Here is an 8,451-nt window from a genome sequence, read left to right as displayed (position 1 = left end):
GGGCCTCAGGGGCTGGGGCGGCGCGGCCGGTGAGGCTGCGGGAGCCGCCGCGGCCACGGCGGCGATGTCGGCCTCGCTCTCCACGATCAGGCCGATCGTTTCACCCACCGGCGCCGTGCCGCCGGCCGGCATCAGCACGGCGGCCAGGAAGCCCTCCTGGAAGGCCTCCACGTCCATGTCGGCCTTGTCGCTCTCCACCACGAGCACCGATTCGCCCCGCTCGACCCGATCGCCGGGCTGCTTGAGCCACTCCACGATCTTGCCCTCCGTCATGGTGGAGGAGAGGGCGGGCATGAAGATTTCGTGGGTGGCCAACGGGGTGCGCCGCGCGGAATGGGCGGATTTTACGAGGCGCCTTCCACCGCTTCGATCACGCCATCGCGCACCAGCACCGAGGCCTGCAGTTTTTCCACCAGGTTGTCGCCCACCTGCACCGTGCAGAAGCTCTCCAGCTGCCCCTGCTCCACGATCTGCTCCATCTCCAGCTCGCGCACCTGGCGTTGCTGCTCCAGCATCTGGCGCTTCTGTTCCTCGAGCTCGGATCGCTTCGCCGCCACCTGCTGCTGCACTGACCCCACCTGCTCCTGCACCCGGGGGTCGAGGGGGTTGGCGCTCTGGCGGCGGATCTCATCGATCACCTGCTGCCCCTCCTGCTCCAGCTGGGCCAGCTGGGCGTCACTGGTGGCGAGGCCATTGCTCAGTTCCCGCTCCGCATCCTCCTTCCAGCGCGGGGTGACCACAGCGCGCACGGTGATGGAGCGCTTGATCGAAAGACTGGCGTCGGCCATGGGGGAAGGGATGCAGCAGTCAGGTTGTCAGCGCGGCGGGTGCTGGTCAACCGACGGACGCTCAGTGAGGCCGATACAGCGCCTCGATCGCGGCGGCATCGCGGCTGGCGATGCGGTCACGGCGCTGCTTGAGGGTCTGGGTGAGCAGGCCGTTGTCGAGGCTGAAGGGGTGCACCAGCGCCACCCCCCCCAGCCGCTCCTCGGGCCGGGAGCCTGGCCGGGCAGCCAGCAGGCGGTTGCACTCACGGGTCAGGGCCCGCAGCAGGGCCGGCTCCGCCGGCTGCCCCTGAGCCCAGGTGAGGCCCGCCTCGGCCGCGAACGCCACCAGCTGCTCGGGCCGGGGCACCAGCAGGGCCCCCAACTGCTTGCGGTCCTGCCCCACCAGCATCACCTGCTCCAGCAGCGGACTGGCCACCAGGGCATCCTCCAGGGGGCCGGGCTCGATGTTCTCACCGCTGCTGAGCACGATCGTGTCCTTGGCCCGGCCGGTGAGCACCAGGGAGCCATCGGGCAGCAGATGGCCCAGATCCCCCGTGTCGAACCAGCCCTCGGCGTCCAGCACACGGGCGCTGGCCTCGGGCTTGTGCCAGTAGCCCCCCATCACCTGGGGGCCACGGGCCAGCACCAGCCCCCGCTGCCCCAGGGTCAGGGGCCGATGACTCTCGGGGTCGGCCACTCTGATCGCCGTGCCGGGCAGGGGCTGGCCGGCGCTGCCGCGGCGATTGGCCCAGGGGCGGCGGCAGGTGAGCACCGGGCTGGTCTCGGTGAGGCCGTAGCCCACCAGCAGCTCGATGCCGATCGCCTCGAAGAAGCCATCCACGTGCAGGGCGAGGGCGCCACCGCCGCTGATCGCCGTGCGCAGCCGTCCGCCCACCAGCTGGGTGCGCACCTTCGGCCACAGCACCGCGCCGGCCAGGCGGTGCAGCGGCCAGCGCAGCAGCGCCTCGAGGGCGGCCCAGGCCCGGCTCGCCGGCGGCTCGGGGCTGAGGGTGAGATCGAGCATGCGGCGACGGGCCAGCCCCTGGGCGCGGCTGTTGGCCAGGGCGGCGCCGATCAGCCGCTGGCGGGGGGCCGGCATGCTGCGCAGGGCGTCCTCGAAGCCCGCCAGGATCGCCTCCCACAGCCGTGGCACGCTGATCAGATAGTGAGGTTGCACCCGCTGCAGGTCGGGCCGCAGCTGCTTGAGCGTGGTGTAGGTCTGATGGCAGCCGCAGGCCAGCAGGAAGTACTCGGCGCTGCGCTCGTAGGAGTGCCAGATCGGCAACACGCTCACCACCCGGTCACCGGGCTGGGGTGTGACGGCCACACCCAGGTGGCGCAGCTGGTGCAGCAGGTTGGCGTGGGTGAGCGGCACACCCTTCGGCTGGCCTGTGGTGCCGGAGGTGTAGAGAATCGTGGCCAGGGCCTGGGGATCGGCCGGTGGCGGCGGGGCCGGCCGGCCGGCCGCCAGGGCTTCAGCACCCCGCTGGGCCAGCTCCTGCCAACCCATCAGCGCCGTGGCTGAGGGGGTTTCGCCGGCAGGCGGCTCCCCCTCGATCAGCACCACGAAGCGCAACGCCGCCAGAGCGGCTGGCGGCAGCTCGAGCTGCCGCCACAGGGCCGCCGACTCCACCACCAGGCCGATGGCGCCGGAGTCCTCCAGGATGTAACGCAGCTCCTCCACCGGAGCGGCGCTGCCGCGCACGGCATCGGCAGCACCGCAGCGCATCAGCCCCTGGTCGGCCTGCAGCCAACGGCTGCCGTTCTCGGCAAAGATCGCCACCACGTCACCGCTGGCCACGCCAAGAGCGCTCAAGCCTGCCGCCAGCTGCTCAATCCGCTCCTGGAGCTGGCGGTAGCTCAGCGACTCGGGAACTGCCGCATGGGGGGCCTCCAGGGCCGGCGCATCGCCGTAGCGCTCGGCCAGCAGCGGCCAGAGGCCGTGAATCCCGCTGAGCTGGCTCCAGTCGCTGTGCAGGGCCAGGGCCTGCTGGTCGCGACGGCTGCCGCTCCAGTGGATCTCGGCAAGCTCAGGAGCGACCTCAGGAGCGGCAGATGAGGGAGCTGGCGACACGGGCTCTGCCCAGAGAGTCACCATCGTTACCATCCCTGGAGCTGTTCGTGGGGTGCCGGGGGGCGCAGGTTCAGCTGGAACCGCTGGGCGAAGGCCGCCAGCAGCGGGGCGCGCAGCCCCGCGGCCGTGAGGCTGGGATCCAGGTCGGTGAGCCGGCCCACGCGCTGATCGGCCAGACCGCAGGGCACCACCGCCTCGAAGCCGGCCAGATCGGCCTCCACGTTCAGGGCCAGGCCGTGCTGGCTGATCCAGCGCCGTCCCCCCACTCCGATCGCCGCCACCTTGCGGCCCTCCAGCCACACACCGGTGAGCCCCTCAATGCGCTCACCGCGCAGGGCCAAGCCCGCCAGCAGGTCGATCACCACCTGCTCCAGCTGGCGCAGGTAGAGGTGCAGGTCAGCCCCGTGGCGGCGCAGGTTGAGCACCGGATAGAGCACCAGCTGGCCCGGGGTGTGGTGGGTCACCTCGCCGCCGCGGTCGATGCGGTGCAGGGGGAAGGGCAGGGCACTGGGGGGACAGCGCAGGAAGGCCTCCGAGGCTCCGCGCCCCAGGGTGTAACAGCTCTGGTGCTCCAGCAGCAGCACGGCATCGGGGCTCTCAGGGGCAGCCAGCAGGCGCTGCTGCAGCTGCCGCTGGGCCCGCCAGGCCGGCTCGAACGCCACTGGAAGGCGGGATTCAAAAAGGATTGCGTCGAGCGGGGGGGGCACCGGCAGGCGTTCCTAGCGTGGGGATGAACCAGCAACGGAGCCGGCTGCTATCTGATGAAACTGCTGATCCATGGCCGCAATCTTGAAGTCACCCCCGCCATCCGGGAGTACACCGAAACCAAACTGACCCGAGCCATCAGCCACTTTGAGGGCATGGTCAAGGAGGCTGACGTGCACCTCTCGGTGGCCCGCAACCCCCGCGTGCCCCAACAGATCGCCGAGGTGACGATGTTCGCCAACGGCACCGTGATCCGGGCCCAGGAGCACAGCGACAACCTCTACGCCAGCATCGACCTGGTGGCCAGCAAGCTCACCCGTCAGCTGAACCGCTACAAGGAGCGCATCCACGAGCGCCATCAGGGTCCGGTGCATCGCTCCGCCCGCGACGAGGAGGCCGGTGCCGCCGCCCTGCCACCCCCCGGCGGCAGCCTCACCGATGGCAAGGAGCCGGAACTCCCCAACCGCGGCGTGCGGCGCAAGTACTTCTCCATGCCGCCCATGACCCTGGATGAAGCCACCCACCAGCTGGAGTTGATCGACCACGACTTCTACGTGTTCCAGGAGGCCGAGACGGGGCAGATCCAGGTGGTGTATCTCCGCAACCATGGGGGCTTCGGGGTGATCCAGCCGAAGGAGGCGTGAGTCGCGAACGCCCCGATCTCATCCCCCTGATCGAGCACGCCCTGCTGGATCCCCTGCAGGGCAGCGAGGCCATCCAGCAGGGCTGCGATCAGGCCCGCCACTACGGCTTCGCCGGCCTGTGCGTGGCCTCACGCTGGGTGGATGAGGCCCGCCAGCGCCTGCCGCTGGCGAGCTCGGGCCGCGGCTCCGGGCCGCGCCTGATTGCCGTGGTGGGATTCCCGTTCGGAGCGGTGCCCGCCGCCGTGAAACGGGCCGAGGCCGAGGCCGCCGCCGCCGCCGGGGCCGACGAGCTCGATGTGGTGCCCGACTTCGGCGCCCTGGCCGATCGAGACAGCGCCAGGGTGCTCGATGAGCTCTCGGCCCTCTGCGAGCTCGGGCTGCCCGTGAAGGTGACCCTGGAGGCGGGGCGCCTGGAGCCCGAGGCCCTGGCCCTGCTGGTGGAAATCAGCATCGATGCCGGCGCCCGCTTCCTGAAGAGCGGCGCCGGCTTCGGGCCGCCGGTGACCGCGGCCCTGGTGGCCCAGCTGCGCGACCTGGCCCGGGGCCGGGCCGGCATCCAGGCCTCCGGCGGCATCAGCGGCCTCGAGCAGGCCGTGGAGCTGGTGGAGGCTGGCGCCAGCCGCCTGGGCACCAGCCGGGGGGTGGCCCTCGCCATGGCCCAGAAGAGCTGAGGCGCCTGTGGCTGAAGAACGGCTGGACAGCCTGGCCCTGAGCAGCAGGCCCCTGGGAGAGAGCGACCGCCTGCTCACTGTGCTCAGTGAGGCGCACGGGCTCAGCCGCCTGGCCGTGCCCGGGGCCCGCAAACCCCGCAGCAGCCTGGCGGCGGCCGTGCCCCTGGCCCATCTGCAGCTGCAGGTGGGTGGACGCAGCGGCCTGCGACGGGTGCGCCAACTACGGGTGCTGCACAACTACAGCCAGCTGGCCCAGCGCCTGGAGACCCTCGCAGCCGCCCAGGCCCTGGCTGAACTCTGCATGGCCCTGGTGCCCACAGACGAACCGGTGCCGGGAATGCTCACCACCGTGCTGATGCATCTGGGTCGGCTGGAGCTGCTGGTGCGCGATCGCAGCGACAACCTGGAGGCCCTCGCCGTGGCCGTGCAGGCGGCAGTGCACGTGCTGGCCATCGGCGGCTACGCCCTGCCCCTGAGCAGCTGCTGCCGCAGCGGGGCGCCCCTGGACCCTCCCGTGGGCACCTGGGAGTGGCGCTGCAGCCTGCTGCCCGGCGAGGGCTTCGCGATCGGAGCCATCGCCGGAGCCCGGGTGGTGCTGAATGCCTCCGAACTGGCCCTGCTGCAACGGCTGCCGCGGGCCACCCTGCCCCGCCGCCGCGACGGGGCCCTGATGGGCCCCCAAGTCGTGTGGCTGCACCTGCTGGAGCTGCTGGAGTGCTGGTGCGGCGAGCATCTGAGCCGGCACCCCCGATCCTTCCGGCTGCTGCGGCAGGGGATCGAAACCGCCTCCGGACCACCCTGAAACGGCCCTGAGCCATCATGGGCAGCCGTGCTCGGGGCCAATCCAGCTTGACCGGCAGTCCAGAGGGCTCCCCTGTGAGCAGGGGGCCGGGCCCAGGCAGGACGAGATCAGGGGTCCAGGCCGTGCTGGCCTTGCCCGACTTCCGCCTGCTCTGGCTGGGGCAGATCTTCTCCCAGCTGGCCGACAAGTTCTACATCGTGCTGATGGTGTTCCTGATCGCCCAGACCTGGGTGCGCGGTACGCCGGATGCCAACCCCGCCCTGGCCGAGGCGGCCACGGCGATGCGGATGGATCTGCCCGAGACCAGGGCCCAGATGATCACGCTGCTGGCCACGGGCATCTACGTGGCCAACACCCTGCCCGCGATGCTGCTGGGCACCGTGGCCGGCGTCTGGGCCGACCGCTGGCCCAAGCGCACCGTGATGGTGGCCTCCAATGGCCTGCGGGCAGCGCTGGTGCTGTTCGTGCCCTTCTGCCTGGTGGACACGCCCCTGTGGATGGGGCTGAGCGTGGGCTACTGGGGCCTGGTGCTGATGACCTTTCTGGAATCGGTGCTCACCCAGTTCTTTGCGCCGGCTGAGCAGGCCGCCATCCCCCAGCTGGTGCCGAGCCAGCACCTGCTGGCGGCCAATTCCCTCTATCAGGCCACCAGCATGGCGGCCACCATCGTGGGCTTTGCCCTCGGCGATCCGATCCTGCGGCTGCTGCAGCGGGTCCTGGCCGGGATCGGCATCGAGGGGGGTGAATTCCTGTTGCTGCCCGCCTGCTACGGCATCGCGGCCCTCTCGATCTCCCGCATCCGCTGGCGGGAATCGCCCCGGCCGGTGGCCCGCACGTCGGTGCTGTCAGAGATCCGCCAGGGACTGGCCGTGGTGCGGGAGCGGCCGCCGGTGGCCCGGGCCATGGGCCAGCTGGTGCTGCTCTACAGCCTGCTGGCGGCCCTCTACGTGCTGGCCATCAGCCTGGCCTCGGCGGTGCCGGGGCTCGGTCCAACCCGTTTCGGCACGCTGCTGGCCATGAGTGGCCTGGGATTGGGGATCGGCGCCCTGGCCGTGGCCCAGCTCGGTCAGCGGCTGCCGCGCCGCAGCCTGGCCGCCGCCGGCCTGGGCACGATCGGCTGGAGCCTGCTGCTGCTGGGCCAGCTGCGCGGCAGTCTCGTGTTCACCCTGCTGCTCTGCGGCGTGCTGGGGGTCGGCGCCGCGATGCTGGCGATCCCGGCCCAGACCACGATCCAGGAAGACACCCCCGAGGCGATGCGGGGCAAGGTGTTCGGCCTGCAGAACAACCTGATCAACATCGCCCTGAGCCTGCCCCTGGTGCTCGCCGGTGCGGTGGTGAGCCGCTGGGGTCTGCTGCCGGTGCTGTGGGCGCTGGCCTCGATCGCCCTGGTGGCGGCCCTGGCCGAGCAGCCCTGGCGCCGCTGGTAGCGTCAGGGGAAGACGCGCGAGGCTGGGTGGCTCAGATTGCCTGGCTAGGCAAGAAATCTCCCTTCTGCGGCAACGTCACCTACGGCCTCACCACGACGTATGCCCTGCGGGAGCGCGGCCACGGCGTGAGCTTCATCCACTTCGACACCCCTGCTGCCCAGCTCGGGCGCCATGGGGCCGAGCCCGGTGGCCTGGCGCCTGAGGCCGTCGGTCGCTGGGGGGGCTCGAACCTGAGGCGCCGCGGGCAGCGCAGCCGTGCTGGTGGTGCCGGGGGCAGGCTGGGGGACGGGGCAGTGCTGGACCTGCCGGAGGCGGTGCATGACCTGGGCCCGGTAGGGGCGCCTTCCCCAGGCGGGACGGACCCGGAGGTGATCCTCTCCTACCTGGTGAAATCCCAGGTGTACACGATTCCCTCACCCGGGGCCCAGCGGGAGTTGCGGGAGTCGCTGGAGCGGCTGCGCCCCGATCTGGTGCACGCCAGCCTCACCCTGTCCCCGCTCGACTTCCGGCTGCCGGACCTCTGCCAGCAGCTGGGCCTGCCGCTGGTGGCCACCTTCCATCCGGCCTTTGACGCCAGCCTGCGCAACCTCACGGCCGGCACCCAGCAACTCACCTACCAGCTTTACGCCCCCGCCCTGGCTCGCTTCGACCGGGTGATCGTGTTCTCCGATCGCCAGGCAGAGGTGCTGATGCGGCTGGGGGTGAGGCCCGAACGCCTCGCCGTGATCCCCAACGGCGTGGACAGCGACACCTGGACGCCCGCCCCAGCCGCTCCCTCCAAAGAACTGCAGGCCCTGCGCCACCAGTTCGGCGGCAGCCGCGTGTTCCTGTACATGGGCCGGATGGCCACCGAGAAGAACGTGGAGGCCCTGCTCAGGGCCTGGCGGCTGGTGCGCCCCGCTGGCTGCAGGCTCGTGATCGTCGGTGATGGTCCCCTGCGGGCCGCCCTCCAGGGCGCCTCCCAGGACGATGACGTGGTGTGGTGGGGCTACGAGCCCAACCTGGCCACCCGGGTGGCGCTGCTGCAGTTGGCCGAAGTGTTCCTGCTGCCCTCCCTGGTGGAGGGCCTCTCCCTGGCCCTGCTGGAGGCCATGGCCTGTGGCACGGCCTGCATCGCCACCGATGCCGGCGCCGATGGCGAGGTGCTGGATGGCGGGGCCGGCATCGTGATCAGCACCCAGGGGGTGACCACCCAGCTGCGCACCCTGCTGCCGGTCCTGCGGGACCAGCCCGTGCTCACCACCGAGCTGGGACGGCGGGCGCGGGCCCGGGTGCTGGAGCGCTACACCCTCAGCCGCAATCTCGACGCCCTCGAGCGGCTCTATGGGGAGCTGATCGGCAAGCCCACGCTGGCCGCCTGA

At 71.3% G+C, this 8,451-nt stretch carries 9 protein-coding genes; 5 read left to right on the top strand and 4 right to left on the bottom strand.

Going from position 1 to position 8,451, the window contains the following annotated elements; translation table 11 throughout:
* From IQ220_RS09375 to lipB, 4 genes are all read right to left on the bottom strand, one after another.
* Positions 1-315 (bottom strand): biotin/lipoyl-containing protein (locus tag IQ220_RS09375; protein WP_304524002.1); only part of this gene is annotated, 315 nt, incomplete at its 3' end.
* A 29-nt stretch (positions 316-344) separates the two neighbouring features.
* Positions 345-788 (bottom strand): YlqD family protein, encoded by a 444-nt coding sequence (locus tag IQ220_RS09370; protein ID WP_193914539.1) that lies wholly within the window; start codon positions 786-788, stop codon positions 345-347.
* A gap of 61 nt (positions 789-849) precedes the next feature.
* Positions 850-2,841: an AMP-binding protein gene (locus IQ220_RS09365; protein WP_370566404.1), complete on the bottom strand. Its 1,992-nt coding sequence runs from the start codon at positions 2,839-2,841 to the stop codon at positions 850-852.
* Positions 2,842-2,867: 26 nt separating this feature from the next.
* Positions 2,868-3,548, bottom strand: coding sequence for a lipoyl(octanoyl) transferase LipB (lipB, locus tag IQ220_RS09360; protein ID WP_193914535.1), 681 nt, complete (start codon positions 3,546-3,548; stop codon positions 2,868-2,870).
* A gap of 54 nt (positions 3,549-3,602) precedes the next feature.
* Between lipB and hpf the strand changes: the two genes are divergently transcribed.
* From hpf to IQ220_RS09330, 5 genes are read left to right on the top strand one after another with little or no spacing between them, the layout of a single operon-like run.
* On the top strand, positions 3,603-4,190 hold the full coding sequence (hpf, locus tag IQ220_RS09355; protein ID WP_193914533.1) for a ribosome hibernation-promoting factor, HPF/YfiA family: 588 nt from the start codon (positions 3,603-3,605) through the stop codon (positions 4,188-4,190).
* On the top strand, positions 4,187-4,861 hold the full coding sequence (deoC, locus tag IQ220_RS09350; protein ID WP_193914531.1) for a deoxyribose-phosphate aldolase: 675 nt from the start codon (positions 4,187-4,189) through the stop codon (positions 4,859-4,861). The genes hpf and deoC overlap by 4 nt, the downstream gene beginning before the upstream one ends.
* A 7-nt stretch (positions 4,862-4,868) precedes the next feature.
* The gene (recO, locus tag IQ220_RS09345; protein ID WP_193914529.1) at positions 4,869-5,663 is read left to right on the top strand and encodes a DNA repair protein RecO; all 795 of its coding nucleotides are present in this window, start codon (positions 4,869-4,871) and stop codon (positions 5,661-5,663) included.
* 17 nt (positions 5,664-5,680) lie between these two features.
* Positions 5,681-7,090 carry an MFS transporter gene (locus IQ220_RS09340; protein WP_193914527.1) on the top strand — a complete coding sequence of 470 codons (1,410 nt, stop codon included), beginning with the start codon at positions 5,681-5,683 and terminating at the stop codon, positions 7,088-7,090.
* A gap of 26 nt (positions 7,091-7,116) precedes the next feature.
* Positions 7,117-8,451 carry a glycosyltransferase family 4 protein gene (locus IQ220_RS09330; protein ID WP_370566403.1) on the top strand — a complete coding sequence of 445 codons (1,335 nt, stop codon included), beginning with the start codon at positions 7,117-7,119 and terminating at the stop codon, positions 8,449-8,451.

The sequence above is a fragment of the Cyanobium sp. LEGE 06113 genome (genome assembly GCF_015207615.1).
This window is presented reverse-complemented; position numbering and strand designations above follow the sequence as displayed.